The organism is Verrucosispora sp. NA02020 (assembly GCF_013364215.1).
Classification (GTDB): Bacteria; Actinomycetota; Actinomycetes; order Mycobacteriales; family Micromonosporaceae; genus Micromonospora.
Map to the genome: position 1 here is coordinate 2,747,177 of NZ_CP054923.1, position 15,197 is coordinate 2,762,373.

The window sequence follows — 15,197 nt, forward strand, 5'->3', positions numbered from 1 at the left end:
TGCGATACCACCTGCTCCCGGTGGCGTGTCCCGTGTCGCTCCGGCGGCGCGGGACACGCCCGCTACGGCCCGGGGAGGCAGGGCGTGGACATCTACCGGCGCGCACGGTCCACCGGTAGGGAACTGCATCGTCGTCAGCCGCCGTTGTCGACCCGGCCACAGTGATGCGCCAAGGGCCCGTCGGTGGCCACGAGCGCGGGAACCTACCGGTACGCCGCAGCCAGCCGAACGAAGCCCTCATCCAGCGTCACCTGTGGTGACCAGCGCAGTGCCTCTCGGGTCCGGCTCTGGTCGAACCAGTGCGCGGTGGACAACTGCTCGGCCAGGAACCGGGTCATGGGCGGCTCGTCGGTGCGCCCCAGCGTCGACCACAGCCACTCCACTGCGGAGCCGCCGGCCTTCGCTGCCGCCACCGGCACCCGGAGTCTCGGTGGCGCCGCCCCGGCGGCGACGCAGATCCGCTCGACGAGTTCGCACACCGTCCGTGGCTCGCCGTTGGTGACGACAAAGGCCTTCCCGTGTACGTCCGTCTCGGGCACCCGGTCGAGCGCGGCGACGAGGGCGTCGACGGCGTTGTCCACGTACGTGGTGTCGATCAGGGCGGTTCCCTGGCCGACCAGTGCCAACCGGCCGGCCTGGGCCCGCGCGACGATGCGCCCCACCAACTGGGTGTCACCCGGTCCCCAGACCAGGTGGGGGCGGATCGCCACCACGGCGAAGTCGGGCGAGTCGGCGGCCAGCGCGAGCAACTCCGCCGAGGCCTTGCTGCGGGCGTAGTGTCCCCGGGCCCGCTCGGGGTCGGCGGCGCCGGCGTCGACGCCGACCAGACCGGTGCCATGGTGAGCGACCGACGGCGAGGACACGTGCACGAATCGGGTCACCCCGGCTGCCCGGGCGGCGGCGAGCACGGTGGCCGTACCGCCGATGTTGATGTGCTCGAACTGTCGCCACGGGCCGGTCATCGACACCTTCGCGGCCAGGTGGACGACGGCGTCGACCCCCTCCGCAGCCGCCCGGACGGCTTCCGGATCGGTGATGTCGCCGTGGCGCTCGTCGACCCCGACCAGGCCGCTGGGTCGACGTTGCAGGACGCGGACCTCGTCGCCCCGCCTCCGCAACGCGGTGGCAGTGGCGCCGCCGAGCATGCCGCTGGCACCGGTGACCAGGACTCTCACAGTCCGCTCACCCTCCCGCCGGCGAGCACTCGTTCCGCCCAGTCCCGTAGCCGCGTGCGGTCGATCTTCGAGTTGTGGCGGATGTCGGTGGGCAGGGACGGGACCACCAACACGGCCGCGACCGGCGGCACGGCCGCGGCGCGTACCGCGTCGGTCAGTTCCCGGCTCGCCAGTCGCGCATGGCGGGTTGCGGGCAGGGTCTCGGCGACGACCACGACCTTCGCCACTCCGGGCGGCCCCACACCGACCACTGCGGCGCGCGCGATCTGCGGCACCGATTCGACCTGCTGCTCGATCCCGACCGGGGCGAGCACGCCGTCGGAGGTGAGCAGGATGTGGGCCAGCCGACCCTGCACCCACAGCCGGCCTTCGGGATCTAGGTAGCCCACGTCGCCGGTGCGGTGCCACCCGGGATTGCGGGAACTGTCCCGTTCGGTCAGCCAGAGCCCGTCGTACCGATCCTTCACATGCCCGGCCCTGACCAGGATCTCGCCCGTCAGCCCAGGAGCACCACCAGGGTGCTCGGACGGCGTACCGGTCGAGTCCAGCGCAGCGATCGCCACCTCGACGCCCGGCAGCGGCCGGCCGACGCACACACCGTCACCCGGCTCGGCCTCGACGATCTCGTCGAGGGTGATGTCGGTGACCGGGAGGACCTCGGTCATCCCGTAGGGGGTGTGCGGCTGCGCCTTGGGCATCAAGGCCCGCGTCTGGGTCAGCAGCGCGGCGGGCACCGGCGCGCCCGCGCTCAGCAGCAACGTCACGTTCTCCAACGCGGTGCGCTGGCGATCGTCCACCCCGTCGCCGGTGTCGACCACGTTGCGCAGCGCGGCCGGTGACGCGAACACCGCCGAGGCGTCGACTGCGGCCACCGCCTCGGCGAGAGCGGCGGCGGTCAACGTCCGTGGGGCGGTGACCTTCATGTCCGGGATCGCCGACGGGGTGCCGAGAGCCGGTCCGAAGAGTGCGAACGGCGCGAAGGCCGCCACGATTCCGTCGTCGGCGGTCACTCCGAGGCCGAACAGCGCGTCACGCATCGCGGCGAGTTGGCGATGGGTGTAGACCACACCCTTCGCCGGCCCGGTCGAACCGGACGTGAACAGCACGGCCGCGTCGTCGTCCGGCTCTGGCGCGGCCGGAAGGTCCCGGACGTCGGCACCGAGACGGGCGAGCTTGCCCAGGGTGAGCGCGCCCATCACGGCGGCGCCAGGTCCGGCCCCGAGAGGCCTTCCGGGCCACCGCAGGGCGCGGGCGAGGGCGAGCCCGGGGCCGACGGCGACGAGGTGCGCGGGGTCGGCGCTGCGCAGCGCCCGGCTCATGCCGCCCAGTCCCAGCCCGGGATCGGCTACCACGATCACCGCACCGATGCGAAGGCACGCGTAGACGGCGGCGGTCAGATCGGCGCCGGGCGGTACGAGCAGTGCCACCCGATCGCCGCGACGCACGCCGGAGGCCGACAACCCGGCCCCGATCTCCCGAATGCGTCGCCACAACAACGACCAGCTGATCTGCCGACCGTTCTTCGCCAGCTCCACCAGAGCGACCGACCGGTCCTCGGCACGCTCCGCCAACGCCGCCCACAGTGGACGCCACGGCACCGCCGGTTCCGGCGACGCGTTCGGCTCGGCGGGCCGGTGGTCCAGGTCGACCAGCCACTGGGCGACCGCACCGGCGACGTCAGCGTCCTCGGCGAGCAGGTGACCCGCGCCTTCGAACCGGTGCAACTGGGCATGCGGCAGCCGGCTTCGCAGGTCACGCAGGTGCACCTCGCCGAAGACCGGGTCGCGTGGCCCCCACAGCAGCAGCGCCGGTATCCCCGCCAGCGTGTCCAGACGCTGCGCGACCTCTTGCAGCGCCTGCCAGCTCGGATGTTCAGGCCCGAGCGGGATGTCCGCGACGAAGCCGCCGATCGCCGCCCGTCGCTCCACACCGCGGTACGGAGCGAGATAGCCCGCTCGGACAGGCTCCGGCAGCCACGGGTTCGCCAATGCGAGGGTGGCCTGCAGGAACGTCTGCGTCCGCACGGTCACCGCCGGCAACACGCCGGGCAGCCGGGCCAGGCGAATCAGGGCGGGCGCCGGCGACCCACTCGGCTGGTGCACCGCGGTGTTGGTCAGCACGACACCACGTAGCTGATCCCGGTGACGCAGCGCCCAACCCAACGAGATGGACCCACCCCAGTCGTGCCCGACGGTGACGACCGGCCCGGTGATACCGAGCGCGTCGGTGACCGTGGTGAGGTCGTCGATCCGCTGCGCCAGCCCGCGTACGGTGCCAGTGCGCTCCGAGAATCCCATGTCCAGGTGGTCCACGGCGACCACCCGCCACCGCGGTGCGTCAGCCCGTTGGAACCGGGCCAGCAGGTGCCGCCACAGGTACGACCAGGTGGGATTGCCGTGCACGCACAGCAGCGTCCCCACGGGTTGGATCGCGCTGTCCGAGTCGGCAGCGGCGGTGTCCAGGACATGCCAGGTGCGCTGCACGCCCTGACTGTCCGTTGCCGTGACCCACCGGGACCAGGCACTGTCCAGACCGGGCAAACCGAGCGGCGGCCCTTCCTGCCGGCTGCTCACCACACGATCTCCAGGGCGCACGTGTTCAGGCCCGAGCCGACCCCCATGCACAGCACCCGGTCACCGGAGTGGAGTGATCCCGCGTGGTGGGCCAAGGTCATCGGTAGCGATGCCGGGCCGACGTTGCCCCACAGCGGGAACGTCGCCGGGACCCGCCGAGGGTCGAGGCCGAGCCGCCTGACGACGCCACGCGTGTGGGCCGCCGAGACCTGATGCATGACGTAGAGGTCCATGTCCTGCCAACCCCACGACCGCGCATCCGCCCAGGTCGCCTCCGCGAGCTCCACACCCGCGTCGAGGAGACCCTTCGCATCGGTACGCATCCGCGTGTTGTCCCCGACGCACAGCTCGTGATGCTGGGTGGCCGCCCTGCTCACACCGCCGATCAGCCGATGCTCCTGGTGATGGCTGCCGGCGGCGCCCAACACCATCGCGGCCGCGCCGGAGCCGAGGGTCAACGTGGCGAACTGCTCCCGGACGTCGTCGCGGGTGGAGTCGGATCGACGTAACCGCTCGATGGTCACCTGCTGGGCCTCGCGGGAGCTTTCGCCCGCCACGATCAGCGCGTACCGGATCTGCCCGGCGTCGATCATGTTGGCCGCGACCTGGATCCCGTTGACGAATCCGAGGCAGGCGTTGGCGATGTCGAAGTTCAAGGCCGACGGTGGCAGGTCCAGAGCGTGGTGGATCGCGACCGCGGTCGAGGGCTCCAGATGCGCGCGGGACACCGACGTGTTGATCAACAGGCCGACGTCACGCGCGTCGACACCGGCTTCCGACAGTGCCTTGGCGCCGGCCGTTGCCGCCGCCTCGGCGAATCCGAAGCCCTCCGGCCACCACCGTCGTTCCTGAACTCCGGCGATCCGCTGAAGCATCCCTGGGCGCAGTCTCAGCCGCCGGAAGGTCTCGCTCAGCTGCTCGTCGAACTGATCAGAGGTGACGATGACCGGCGCCTCCAAAGCCGTAACCGACAGTATCGCCGTGTTCGCGTAGCGATACTCAGCGTTGCCATGCGTCATCCAGCCTCCGCCCGTCGCCCACCCTGAGGGCTCGAAGCTATCCACTCGGCCCCCCCGCGCACCAACGGTCAGTCGGCATCGCGGCGAACGTCACTCGCCCGCGCACGCCCGTCGACAGGCCGCGGCCCGCCAGTTCACCTGCGGGCGGCGACGTCGACCCGCAGGTGCACATGCTGCACCCGGCCATTATGTCGGGCGGGCTTGTCTCGCCCACGGCTCTGTCTCGCATTCGGCGGTGACGAGGGGGCCGGTTGGCCTGCTCTACAAGGTGACCGGCAGCCCGACCAGTTCGGCGCTGTCTCGCCACAGGCGATCCCGTACGTCGTCGCGGCGGGCCAGCTCGGATGGGGAGGTCCAGGTGAGCTGCCCTCGCACGAGCCGTGCGTAGTAGGCGCCGACGGGCGGCACCGTGCGGCCCGAGGCGATGTCGGCCAGCGCGCCGCCGGCCGCCGCGACGGTGTTGAATCGGGGCATCAGTGCCCGCAACGGGGTGCCGAAGCGCCAGATGAGGCGGACCGGGGGCGGGGTGTTGCGCAGGAGGCCCGTACCCGGGGTCGGGCCCGGGTCGAACGCGACGATCCGCAGCCGTGACGCCTCCGGCTGGGCGGCGAGGCCCCGGACGGTGAGGATGTTGCAGAGCTTGGACGAGGCGTAGGCCCGGCCGCCCGCCGCGCGGGCCTGCTCGTCGCGTTGTGGATCCCGTTCCGGGTTGGCCAGCAGCCGGGCGTCGGCGTGGTGGGGCGGGGTACTGCTCAGCATGGTCCTGACAGTCGGGTCGTGCGTGCCGCTGGTGGTCAGCGCGACAACGGCACCAGATGCGAGCTGGGGCAGCAGTAGCCGTAGCAGGAGGTAGTGGGCGAGGTGGTTGACGGCGAAGGTCGTCTCGAAGCCGTCCACCGTGCGCTCGTCGCCGGAGGTCAGGCTGACACCCGCGTTGAGCACGAGCGCGTCGACTTCCGTCGACCCGAGCCGGTCCCGCACCGCGGTGGCGAAGGAGCGGACGCTGTCGAGCCGGGCCAGGTCCAGCGGGTACGTCTCGACGCCCGCCGGCCCGGCGCCCCGCGCGCCGAGCAACAGCCTGGTGCCGGTGGACTTCGTCAGCTGGCCCAGGGCGTACGCACCGAGGCCGGACGTGCCTCCGGTCATCAGAATGGTCTTCATGGTGCTGCTCCAGTCGGGTGGTCGGAGAGGCAGGGAGCTTGCGAGACGAGGCGTGGACCTGCACGCCGACGAGGGCGCCGTGGCCGAGGCCACCCGAGACCTTCAGCAGTCGATCGGTGAACTGCTCGGTCGCGCCCAGCAGGCAGCCAGAGTCCGCGTCGACATTGACGTGCGAACGCTCATCGCGCTGATAGCCGGTGCCGCCCACGCGATCGGGTACGTCAGCCAGGATTCCGCAGTAGAGAGCCGCGTACTGGCGGTGACTTTCGACGGCCTCCGCCCACCGCTGTCGCCCTGAGAGGCGGCGGCAGGGCGTCGGCACTGCACGCCACCGGGCGGTGTTGTGGCGGATCATCGAGGCCGCGAGCGGTCGTTCACATGAGGGCGCACCTACTTGGTGTCGATGGTGAACGTGCCGGAACTGTCAGCGGCCTGCTTCTCCCATGCCTGCCAGGACGTCGAGTCCAGACCGAGGACGTCGAGCAGGTAGGCGGAGACGGCGTCCGCGACGAGTGCGACACGGGCGGGGTCTTCGTCGGTGGTCTCCTTGACGGCCTCTCCGGCGACCCCGCCCAGGGTGTGCTCGCCGTCGGAGATACTGAGCAGCCGCTTCGGTGCCGGGCTCAGGTGGTAGGCGTCGGTGAACCAGTCGGGGCCGCGGGTGGACATGGCGGACTGGTCCTTGCCCCCGGCGACCACAAGGGCCGGGGTCGTCATCGTGGCGTAGCCGGGGCGCATGAACGGTAGGTGCGCCACGGCGAACGGGGTCAGGCTGTCGCCGGTGCCGGTCGCGGCGATGAGCGCGCCGGCCTTGACCGCAGGGTGGGAGTAGTCCTCACCCGGCGTGCCGGCGGCGTCCAGGACGCGGGCACCTAGCAGCGCTCCGGCGGTCTGTGCGCCCCAGGAGTGCCCGACGATCGCGATGCGCGTGTGGTCCGCTCGGGCGGGCAGGCCGCCAACCTGGTCGAAGATGTCGCCGAGGTGGTTCAGGATGGCGTGCAGGTCCGCGATTCGCACGCGCCAGATGCCGGCGAAGCGGGGGTCGTCGAAGCCGATGCGGTTGCGGCGGGAGTCCAGGTGGGTGGGCTGCACGACGATGAACCCGGCGGCCGACCACCGTTCGATGAGTGGCTCGTACCCGTCCATCGACCAGGCATTGCCGTGGGAGAAGACGATGACGGGCAACGTGTCGCCCTCGATGGGCGCGGTGACCTTGACCTGAAGCGGGATGCTGCGGCCGGTGGTGGGCACGGTGAGTGGCTTGACCGAGACGATCTGGCGGTTAAGCGGCATAGCAGGCATGAGTGCCTCCAGTGCGGGTCGTGGGTTTGCTAGGTTTGACGGAACGTCGTTCCGCAAAGTTAGCGGAACATTGTTCCGCCAACAAGGGGGGTGCGGTGTCCGACACAATCGGTGTGCGCCAGGCAGGTGCACGTCGCAGCCGCGAGGCGGTGCTGACGGCGGCGGCCGCAGCGTTCGTCGAGCAGGGTGTGCAGGCCCCCGTCCGCGACATCGCCGGTCGCGCAGGTGTGGGAGTGGGAACGGTGTACCGGCACTTTCCGACGAGGGCGGATCTGGTGAGTGCCGTCTATCGCCACCAGGTCGACGACTGCACCGCCCTGGCCGCGCACCTGCGGCAGCAGCCGATCCCGGCCGTGGACGCTCTGGATCGGTGGATCACGGCCTTCGTCGATTTTCTGGTGACCAAGCATGGTCTCAGCGTTGCCCTGGGCTCGAACGACCCGAGCCTGGCCAAGCTCCACGCGCTGGTGCTCGACGAGCTTGTGCCCGCGTGCGAGACGCTGCTGGCGGCGAGCCAGGAGGCCGGGGAGATCGACCGGCAGATCACCGCGTACACGCTGCTGCGAGGCATCGGCAACCTGTGCATCCTCGGGCCGGACTACGACAGGGGTGACGCCAAGCAGATGGTCGCCCGCCTCCTGGCCGGCTGCCGCAGATCCGACGCACCCGCGCCACCGGCACCCTCTTCGACCTGATGCGGTGAGCCGGAACGCGACGATCGGTTCGCGGGCGGCGATCGACTTGCCCGCGAAAGGAGCTTGCCCGTGCGCCGTGCGACAGGCCTGTCACCGCCCTCGCGGATGCTTGCCCTATCGCCACTGGAGCGTGCGGATCGTGCGCGCGACACTGAGGAAGAACCGCCCGTCCCGGCGCATCGCACGCCCAGAACCACCAGGAGGAGCGTCGATATGACCGACCTGATGAAGGCCGTCGTGCTCGCCCGTTTCGGAGGGGCCGATGCTTTCGAATTGCGCGACGTCTCCGTGCCGCGAGTCGAATCCCGCCAGGTGCGGGTACGCGTCCATGCGACCGCCGTCAACCCACTCGACTATCAGATCCGTCGTGGCGACTACGCGGATCACGTGCCGTTGCCCGCGATCATCGGGCACGACATCTCCGGCGTGGTCGAGGAGGTCGGGTCCCACGTGACCGAGTTCCGCGCCGGCGATGCGGTGTACTACACCCCCCAGATCTTCGGCGGCCCCGGCTCCTACGCCGAGCAGCACGTCACCGACGTCGACCTCGTCGGCCGGAAGCCGGAAAACCTCACACACCTGGAGGCGGCGAGTCTGACCCTCGTCGGCGGCACGGTCTGGGAGGCCCTGGTGACGCGAGCTCAGCTCACCGTGGGAGAGACTATCCTCATCCATGCGGGTGCGGGCGGCGTCGGCACGATCGCGATCCAGGTCGCGAAGGCGATCGGCGCACGCGTGATCGCCACCGCGAAAGCCAGCGACCACGAGTTCGTACGCTCTCTCGGAGCCGATGCGGCGATCGACTACACGTCGACGGACTACGTCGACGCCGTAGCCGAGATGACGCGAGGCGAGGGCGTCAACGTCGTCTTCGACACGATCGGCGGCGACACGCTCACACGAAGCCCGCTGACGCTTGCCGACTTCGGGCGCGTCGTCAGCATCGTCGACATCGCGCAGCCGCAGAACCTCATCGAGGCGTGGGGCAAGAACGCCGCCTATCACTTCGTCTTCGCACAACAGAACCGAGGCAAGCTGGACGCGCTCACCACGCTGGTCGAACGCAGTCTCGTCAAGCCGGTCATCGGCGCGACTCTTCCGCTCGCTCGCATGGGCGAGGCTCATGAACTACTGGAGAACAGGCGGTCGTACGCGCTCCGCGGCAAGGTCACGATCGATGTGGCGGGCGAAACCGTTGCGCTTCCCCCTCGCATCTCGTAACAGCGGTTCCGGCCCATGCCGGCCAGGGGGTACGTCAGAAGCTGCTGACCAGCTTCACGAACGCCTCGTCGATCATGGCGGGGTCGGTGGCGTCGTAGGCCTTACCCGACGACGCTTTGGCGATCCTGTCCAGGGTGGCGAAGTCCGACTCCCGGTCGAAGGCGATGCAGAACACCTTCACCGGACGCTGCGGGTCCAGGGCGACCTCGTCCAGCAGGCGGGCCAGGTCGTTGTCCTTGGTGTACTCGTTCTTGCCGTCGGTCAGCACGACGATCGCGTTGATCCGCTGCGGGTCGTACCGGTCGAGTAGCTCCCGATGTGCGGCCCGGACCGTCGCGTAGAGCGCGGTGCCACCCTCGACGTGCAGGCCCTCGATCTTGCGAGTGATCCGCTTCTGGTCGAACGCGTCGAGAGGAACCTCCTCACGGTAGGGACTCTTCGGTCGCTTCGAGGTCTCCGAGGAGAAGGACCAGAGCCCCACCCGGTCCTCGGAGTTGAGCAACGCGAGGCCCTTGCCCGCCGCCGTCGAGGCGACCTGGAAACGGGTACGGGTGCCGATCATCGCCTGCATCGACCCTGACGTGTCCAGGGCGATCAGGATGTTGGCCTTCTTACGGAGGGTGCGCCAACCGTCCAACATCGCAGCGACCACCTGCGGGTCCGGGGGCTCGAAGTAGGTCAGCCCGCCGGCGGGCTCGTCACCGACGCTGGCCAGCAGCTCCGCCGACGCGCGGCGTTCGTGGTCCCGGAAACCCAGGTGGGTGAAGCTCTCCTGCTGGGCGTCCTCGGTCAGGAATGCCTGGAAGTCGGCCGCTGCCGCGCGCTGCCGCTCATCGGCGGAGGGCAGCACCACGAACGGGTGGTCCAGGTTGAACGTGCCCTCCTTGGGGTGGACGGCGACCAGGGGGACGTTCGGCCGGCGGCCCCGCTCCTGCCCCTCCTGCCGGGGGCTCAACGCACCCGTGTTGTAGAGGTCCACCAGTTCCTCCTGCAGGACGATGGCACTCATGTCGTCCGTACGGCCCGCCAGGTCCGCCTCGGCGAGGCTGCGCAGCAGGTCCACCGAGTCGTCGCTGTAGTGCGCCACGTTGGCCTCGATCCGGCGCACGAACTGGGTGACCGCAGGTTTGGCCAGGTCGGACCGGGTCAGGTCACTGGCCCGTTGCACCGCCGCGTAGTAGGTGGCGATGGTCGCCGCCAGCCCGGAGGTGGACAGGTTCGGATTGTCCTTGCCGAACGTGAACCGGCCCCATTCCGGCTTGCCGAAGCCCGCCCACCCATCCCGCCCGGACAGGCCCAGGATCTCCCCCCAACCCAGCGGCCCGCGCTGGCGTACCAGCTCGGCCTTCGGCTGCGGCATCGCGATCACCAGCGGGCTGTTGGCGATCGACGAGTAGCGGTCCGGCGTCTGCGGCGCCCGCCCAGCGGCCATGTCGAGCAGCCGTAGCTGACCCGTCCACAGGCTCGACGTCGGTAGCCAGACCTGTGGTCGCGGCAGGCCGGTGTCAGTCCATCCGGTGGCCAGCGCCTCGGTGGCCTTGCCCGAGTTCAACGCGCTGACGTGCACCTGGGCGCAGCCGCCGCCGTCGATCGACCGGGTGCTGCGGTTGTAGCGCTCGGCCAGTTCGACCAGCAGCTCCGCCTTCTCCGTGGAGGAGTTGACCTGGAGGGCGATGGCGCAGTCGGTGCGGGGCCCCTCGCTGCCCGCTTCGCGCTGTTGGACGAAGGCGAACGCCCCGACGATGACCACCAGCCCGGCGGTGACGGCGGCGGTGTAGGGCAACCACTGCCGGGTACGCGGAGCGGATGGGGTCATCGGGAGGTCCTCCTCGGCGGGCGGCTGGTGGCAGTCAACCTATCGATCCGGCGCCAGCCGGCGCCTCAGCCCTCCACCGTACCGAGTCATCCGTGGTCGGACCCTCCTCCGAACGCCGTCGCGACGAGTAGCCGAACCAGGTAGACCACGACGAAGGTGACCGCTCCGACGGCGGCGGCCGGGCCGATCGCGCTCGACGCGATGTAGCCGGCGGCGGCGCCTGCGAAACCGAGGAAGAGTGCGGTCGAGATGCCCCAGGCGTCCACGGACTCTCGACGCAGTCGCCGCAGCGCGCCGTCATGACCGGCATCGACGGCGGGCTCCGTCACGGGCACGTGTTCCACCCGGGTCGGCCGGGCCTGGGTCGGCACCGTCGGCTGGGCCGGAGTCTGCGGCAGCGTCGGGTGCGGCTGCGGTGCCGTCGGCGTGATCTGGGGGAGCGGGTGGTTCGGTGTCGGCGCACCCGCTGTCTCGTTGCCGACTTCGAGCAGATTCTCCCGACGTAGCGGTGTGGTGAGCGTGGCGTCCTGTCGGAGCAGCCGTACCAGTACACCTTCGGCACCCGGGCGATCCGCCGGATCCTTGGCCAGGCACTCCCGGATCAGATCGTCCAGTGCGGCAGGCAACGCGGGCAGCTCGGGCGGATCGTGCAGCACCCGGTGCATCACGGCGAAGAGCGAGTCATTGCCGAAAGGCGGCTGACCGCCGGCAGCGAAGGCGATCGTGGCCGCCCAGGCGAAGACGTCGCAGGGCGGACCGACCGCGTCGTTGCGGAACCGCTCCGGCGCCATGTAGGCGGTGGTCCCCATGACCCGGCTGGACGCCGTCTCGGTGACTCCCAACGCGCGTGCGATGCCGAAGTCGATCACCCGAGGGCCGTCCTTGCCGAGTACGACATTGTCCGGCTTCAGATCGCAGTGCACCACGCCGGCGCCATGGATCGCGGCGAGCGCGGTGACAGTGCCGACCGCGAGCCGGTGGAGGGCGTTGCCGGTCACCGGGCCGTGCTCGCGGACCTGTCGGTGCAGGGTCGGACCCTCGATGAACTCGCTGACCACATAGGGCTGCTCGCCGTCCACCTCGGCGAAGAGCACCTGCGCGGTGCAGAACGGAGCGACCCGGCGGGCGGCGGCGATCTCCTTCACGAACTGCGAGCGGGCCCGTGGATCACTCAGATCGGCGTTGATCATCTTGACCGCGACCCGGTCGCCGTCGTGGTCCTCGCCGAGAAAGACGACCCCCTGCCCACCCGCGCCCAGCCGGCCGACCAGCCGGTACCCGCCGGCGGTGACCGGATCGTGCGTCCACAGTTTCGTCAATCCTGGCACCGGCGTGCCGGTCAGTTCTGACATCCCGACTCCATCCGCGTCATGCCCGGCCACCGGCGGCGCAGGACACGGCCATCGTGCCATGTCCGCCGCTGGTGACCGAGAACTCCGAGTACGGGCTGAGGCCGCCGCCAAACAAATGACTGTGATCGACTTCGATGCGCGCCCTAGAGTGAAGTAGATCGATATTTTGCCGCCGTTCTCGCTGCTCCGGGCAATGCCGCATGGGCGGGGACGACTACGAGACAGGGAGTGGCAGATGAAACTCACCACCGTCGCACGCCTGACCGCGTGCGCCGTGGCCCTCGGCCTGCCGGTCGTGGCCGCCGGCCCGGCGATCGCGCAAACCGCCCCGCAGACCTCGACCGAATCGACCACGGCGATGGCGCCACGTTGTGGTTGGCTGCCCGGCGCCAACGAACCGTACAGCGTCGGCTTCTCGGGTGCCGGTATCCGCCTGCGGACCGGTCCGTCGACGACCTGCACCGTGCTGGGCCTGGGCTACGCGGGCCAGAGCGCGACCCTGCGCTGCGGCGCGGTGGGCGACGACGGGTGGAGCTGGTACTACGTCAGGAACAACAGCACCGGCGTCACCGGCTTCGTCCGCGGTGACGGCCTGACGGGCGTACCGATCTCCACCCTGGCCTGCTGACCCCCGGCGTCGACCGGCAGCGGTCGACACCGATCTCCGGGCCGCGTCGGGCACCTGTCCGGCGCGGCCCGCGCCGCCCACCCGGTCCGACGGCTCCGGGCGTGGGCTCACCCGATCTCCGGGTGATCCTGCCCTCGTTCACCAGCGGATTGATGGGTTTTGCTGCAACGATGCAAGACGTGGGAACTGTGAAGACTACGACGCCTGCCATCTCGCCCCTCGCCGGCGAGCCGATCGAGCGTGCCGATGCCGAACGGCTCGCGGGGGTGCTGAAGGCGTTCGCCGACCCGGCCCGGCTGCGACTGCTCAGCCTGATCCAGTCGGCTCCGGAGGGAGAGGCGTCGGTCAGTGACCTCACCGAGCCTCTCGGACTCTCCCAGCCGACCGTCAGCCACCACCTGCGGATCCTCACCGAGGCAGGCCTGCTCGAACGGGACAAGCGCGGCGTCTGGGCGTACTACCGCCTGGTGCCGTCCGCCATCGCTGCGGTCGCCGACCTGTTGACCCCACCCCGCAAACGCGCAACGAAGAAGACCCGCTGACCGACACCGTGGAACACCGCTGCCGGCGGCGGGTGACAGGGCCCGTGAGCCGACCTCCGGTGGCAGCCGATCACCAGGCGCAGGGTGCGTAGTCCTTGAGGAAGCAGCCGTACAGGTCTTCGCCCTGTTCGCCGCGGACGATCGGGTCGTAGACCCGGGCCGCGCCGTCGACCAGGTCCAGCGGGGCGTGGAAGCCGTCCTCCGCCAGCCGCATCTTCGTCGGGTGCGGCCGCTCGTCGGTGATCCAGCCGGTGTCGACGCTGGTCATGAGGATGCCGTCGGTCAGCATCTCCTGGGCGCTGGTGCGGGTCAGCATGTTCAGCGCAGCCTTGGCCATGTTGGTGTGCGGGTGCCCCGGCCCCTTGTAGCCACGGCCGAACTGGCCCTCCATCGCCGACACGTTCACCACGTACTTGCGGCGGGCGGCCGCTGCGGCCATCGCCGGTCGCAGACGGCTGACCAGCACGAACGGTGCGGTCACGTTGCACAGCTGCACTTCGAGCAACTCGACCGGGTTCACCTCGTGCACCCGCTGCACCCAACTGTTGACCGGGTCGAGGTCCGGCACCAGACCGCCGGCGTCGATGGCGCTGGCTGTCGCGATCCGGTCCGGCGAGGCGGAACCGCTGGTCAGCGCCAGCGCGGTGAGCGCGTGCGGGGTGATGGTGGGAGAGTGCGCTGGGGCGACCAGGCTGCCCGCCGGGTCGCCCCGGCCGGCCGGCTTGGCGAACGTGATCATTTCCGGTAGCGGGCCGTCCGGCAGGGCCGCCGCCTCTGCGGCGACCAGGTGCGCGTACGCGGCAGGCGTGCGGCGGACGGTCTGCGCCGCATTGTTGATCAGAATGTCGAGTGGTCCCTGATCGCTGACCGAGTCGGCGAGGGCGATCACCTGGGCGGGGTCGCGCAGATCGATCCCGACGATCCGCAGGCGGTGAAGCCACTCCGCGCTGTCGGGCATCGCGGCGAATCGGCGGACCGCGTCGTGGGGAAACCGTGTGGTCACCGTGGTGTGCGCGCCGTCGCGCAGCAGCCGCAGCGCAATGTACATGCCGATCTTCGCCCGGCCGCCGGTGAGCAGCGCGCGCCGGCCGGTCAGGTCGGCGCGGGCGTCCCGGCGCTCCCGGTTCAGGGTGGCGCAGGGCGGGCAGAGCTGATGGTAGAAGGCGTCCACGTCGCGGTAGCGCTGCTTGCAGATGTAGCAGCCGCGCGGCTTGTGCAGGACGCCGGCCGTGGCGCCCACGGTGGGGGAGGCGAGCAGGTTGCCCTGGGTCTCGTCGTCGATCCGGCCCGGGGCCCCGGTGGCGGTGGCCGCCGTCACCGCGCGGTCGGCCGCCGCGATGGCATCCCGCCGTTCCTCGCGTCGCCGCTGCTTGATCGTTTTGTAGAGCTTCGCGGTGGCCCGCTGCACCCGCACCACGTCGGGGTGGTCGGGAGGCAGGTCCTCCAACGCCTCGAAGACGCTGAGACAGGTCTCCAGCCGGGTCGGGTCAATGCGGTAATGACCGTTCTCCGTATTTTTGTCCGCTGTCATGCTCTCGCTGTCTCGTCCCGTTCCCTGCGCCGGAGCCATCCGGCCCACCCCCACGTCCGACCAGGAACTGTACGCACCGCACGGCCTCCGACGCATCCCGCGCCCGTGCGCCGACCCGACGACGCGCACGGGCGGACAGCTTTTCTGGTGCTGGGCTGGCGGGTGGGAACTCACCCGCCAGC

The 15,197-nt window shown here is 70.4% G+C and carries 13 protein-coding genes; 5 read left to right on the forward strand and 8 right to left on the reverse strand.

Features of this window, described 5'->3' with window-relative positions; translation table 11 throughout:
* Positions 1 to 203: 203 nt before the first annotated feature.
* The 4 genes from HUT12_RS12055 to HUT12_RS12070 form a co-directional block, all read right to left on the reverse strand.
* Positions 204 to 1,175, reverse strand: coding sequence for an NAD(P)-dependent oxidoreductase (locus HUT12_RS12055; protein ID WP_176093412.1), 972 nt, complete (start codon positions 1,173 to 1,175; stop codon positions 204 to 206).
* On the reverse strand, positions 1,172 to 3,658 hold the full coding sequence (locus HUT12_RS12060) for an alpha/beta fold hydrolase (RefSeq protein WP_217705977.1): 2,487 nt from the start codon (positions 3,656 to 3,658) through the stop codon (positions 1,172 to 1,174). The genes HUT12_RS12055 and HUT12_RS12060 overlap by 4 nt, the downstream gene beginning before the upstream one ends.
* Positions 3,659 to 3,744: 86 nt before the next feature.
* Positions 3,745 to 4,767 carry a 3-oxoacyl-ACP synthase III gene (locus HUT12_RS12065; protein ID WP_131051834.1) on the reverse strand — a complete coding sequence of 341 codons (1,023 nt, stop codon included), beginning with the start codon at positions 4,765 to 4,767 and terminating at the stop codon, positions 3,745 to 3,747.
* Positions 4,768 to 5,028: 261 nt separating this feature from the next.
* Positions 5,029 to 5,928 (reverse strand): SDR family NAD(P)-dependent oxidoreductase, encoded by a 900-nt coding sequence (locus HUT12_RS12070; protein WP_176093414.1) that lies wholly within the window; start codon positions 5,926 to 5,928, stop codon positions 5,029 to 5,031.
* Here HUT12_RS12070 and HUT12_RS12075 point away from each other — a divergent pair.
* The gene (locus HUT12_RS12075) at positions 5,927 to 6,226 is read left to right on the forward strand and encodes a hypothetical protein (protein WP_368660244.1); all 300 of its coding nucleotides are present in this window, start codon (positions 5,927 to 5,929) and stop codon (positions 6,224 to 6,226) included. The two genes, HUT12_RS12070 and HUT12_RS12075, sit on opposite strands and share 2 nt — an antisense overlap.
* 92 nt (positions 6,227 to 6,318) lie before the next feature.
* Here the strand turns inward: HUT12_RS12075 and HUT12_RS12080 are convergent, their stop codons facing one another.
* Positions 6,319 to 7,221 (reverse strand): alpha/beta fold hydrolase, encoded by a 903-nt coding sequence (locus HUT12_RS12080; RefSeq protein ID WP_254876791.1) that lies wholly within the window; start codon positions 7,219 to 7,221, stop codon positions 6,319 to 6,321.
* 104 nt (positions 7,222 to 7,325) lie between these two features.
* On the opposite strand from HUT12_RS12080, the gene HUT12_RS12085 reads away from it, so the two are divergent.
* Positions 7,326 to 7,925 carry a TetR/AcrR family transcriptional regulator gene (locus tag HUT12_RS12085; protein ID WP_176093417.1) on the forward strand — a complete coding sequence of 200 codons (600 nt, stop codon included), beginning with the start codon at positions 7,326 to 7,328 and terminating at the stop codon, positions 7,923 to 7,925.
* 213 nt (positions 7,926 to 8,138) lie between these two features.
* Complete coding sequence (locus tag HUT12_RS12090) at positions 8,139 to 9,146, forward strand: zinc-dependent alcohol dehydrogenase family protein (protein WP_176093418.1); 1,008 nt, start codon at positions 8,139 to 8,141, stop codon at positions 9,144 to 9,146.
* A gap of 34 nt (positions 9,147 to 9,180) precedes the next feature.
* On the opposite strand, the gene HUT12_RS12095 is transcribed toward HUT12_RS12090, so the two are convergent.
* Together HUT12_RS12095 and HUT12_RS12100 are read right to left on the reverse strand one after the other, a co-directional pair.
* Positions 9,181 to 10,962 carry a substrate-binding and VWA domain-containing protein gene (locus HUT12_RS12095; protein WP_176093419.1) on the reverse strand — a complete coding sequence of 594 codons (1,782 nt, stop codon included), beginning with the start codon at positions 10,960 to 10,962 and terminating at the stop codon, positions 9,181 to 9,183.
* Positions 10,963 to 11,048: 86 nt separating this feature from the next.
* On the reverse strand, positions 11,049 to 12,314 hold the full coding sequence (locus tag HUT12_RS12100) for a serine/threonine-protein kinase (protein ID WP_176093420.1): 1,266 nt from the start codon (positions 12,312 to 12,314) through the stop codon (positions 11,049 to 11,051).
* A 235-nt stretch (positions 12,315 to 12,549) separates the two neighbouring features.
* Here HUT12_RS12100 and HUT12_RS12105 point away from each other — a divergent pair, with 235 nt between their 5' ends.
* Both HUT12_RS12105 and HUT12_RS12110 read left to right on the forward strand, forming a co-directional pair.
* Entirely contained in the window at positions 12,550 to 12,942 is a 393-nt protein-coding gene (locus HUT12_RS12105; protein ID WP_176093421.1) for an SH3 domain-containing protein, read from the forward strand.
* 170 nt (positions 12,943 to 13,112) lie between these two features.
* Positions 13,113 to 13,484 carry a helix-turn-helix transcriptional regulator gene (locus HUT12_RS12110; RefSeq protein WP_131051837.1) on the forward strand — a complete coding sequence of 124 codons (372 nt, stop codon included), beginning with the start codon at positions 13,113 to 13,115 and terminating at the stop codon, positions 13,482 to 13,484.
* Between the two features lie 70 nt (positions 13,485 to 13,554).
* On the opposite strand, the gene HUT12_RS12115 is transcribed toward HUT12_RS12110, so the two are convergent.
* Complete coding sequence (locus HUT12_RS12115; RefSeq protein ID WP_176093422.1) at positions 13,555 to 15,015, reverse strand: SDR family NAD(P)-dependent oxidoreductase; 1,461 nt, start codon at positions 15,013 to 15,015, stop codon at positions 13,555 to 13,557.
* Between the last annotated feature and the right edge of the window lie 182 nt (positions 15,016 to 15,197).

Coding starts and splice junctions, on each gene's coding strand:
- HUT12_RS12065 (WP_131051834.1), bottom strand. CDS start 4,767: ATGACGCATGGCAACGCTGAGTATCGCTACGCGAACACGGCGATACTG.
- HUT12_RS12075 (WP_368660244.1), top strand. CDS start 5,927: ATGGTGCTGCTCCAGTCGGGTGGTCGGAGAGGCAGGGAGCTTGCGAGA.
- HUT12_RS12070 (WP_176093414.1), bottom strand. CDS start 5,928: ATGAAGACCATTCTGATGACCGGAGGCACGTCCGGCCTCGGTGCGTAC.
- HUT12_RS12080 (WP_254876791.1), bottom strand. CDS start 7,221: ATGCCGCTTAACCGCCAGATCGTCTCGGTCAAGCCACTCACCGTGCCC.
- HUT12_RS12090 (WP_176093418.1), top strand. CDS start 8,139: ATGACCGACCTGATGAAGGCCGTCGTGCTCGCCCGTTTCGGAGGGGCC.
- HUT12_RS12095 (WP_176093419.1), bottom strand. CDS start 10,962: ATGACCCCATCCGCTCCGCGTACCCGGCAGTGGTTGCCCTACACCGCC.
- HUT12_RS12100 (WP_176093420.1), bottom strand. CDS start 12,314: ATGTCAGAACTGACCGGCACGCCGGTGCCAGGATTGACGAAACTGTGG.
- HUT12_RS12105 (WP_176093421.1), top strand. CDS start 12,550: ATGAAACTCACCACCGTCGCACGCCTGACCGCGTGCGCCGTGGCCCTC.
- HUT12_RS12110 (WP_131051837.1), top strand. CDS start 13,113: ATGCAAGACGTGGGAACTGTGAAGACTACGACGCCTGCCATCTCGCCC.
- HUT12_RS12115 (WP_176093422.1), bottom strand. CDS start 15,015: ATGACAGCGGACAAAAATACGGAGAACGGTCATTACCGCATTGACCCG.